The organism is Cecembia lonarensis LW9 (assembly GCF_000298295.1).
Taxonomy (GTDB): domain Bacteria; phylum Bacteroidota; class Bacteroidia; order Cytophagales; family Cyclobacteriaceae; genus Cecembia; species Cecembia lonarensis.
The window spans coordinates 1-502 of record NZ_AMGM01000358.1 but is presented as its reverse complement, the minus strand read 5'-3'; the positions used below and the strand labels follow the sequence as shown (position 1 = coordinate 502).

Below are 502 nucleotides of genomic sequence, written 5' to 3'. Positions count from 1 at the left end.
AAGTCCGAGCGGGATATCTAGGGAATATCTTTCCCAATCCCACACCATCGGTGCTCCGGAGGTTCTAGCCATATTCCATGCCCCAAAATCTCCGTGCCATGCACCGGTAGCCACCTCAAGGTGGTTGAACCGGACTGCCATGGCCCGCAATAAGTCAATCAGCGGCGCTGCCTCGGCTTCGCTAGGTAGATCTTGCAAAGTGGTCAAGAGAGTGTAGAACCACTGAGATTGATTGATCCGTTCACTACGCACCGGGGCACTGGCTATGATTGCCCGTACCGTAGCCACAGGAAGATCGATTGCCTGCTGCCATGCATCGGGACGCAACGCCGACATGATGAGCACAGGAGCGTCGTTCCACGGGGTTAGGTTCAGAACTCTGGGCACCTGGATCCCCGGATGTTGCACTTTATTCATCGCCTGCAAGGCATGGTATTCGTTCTGGACCAGGTCCTTGGCAAGTTCGGAGAAACCGACTTTGGCGAAGCCGAGCTCATTACCA

1 protein-coding gene is annotated in these 502 nt (G+C 55.2%); it reads right to left on the bottom strand.

The features are described 5' to 3' along the window. Positions 1 to 502, bottom strand: a 502-nt coding sequence (locus B879_RS24410) for a phosphotransferase (RefSeq protein ID WP_040401712.1), incomplete at both ends; no start/stop codon positions are given.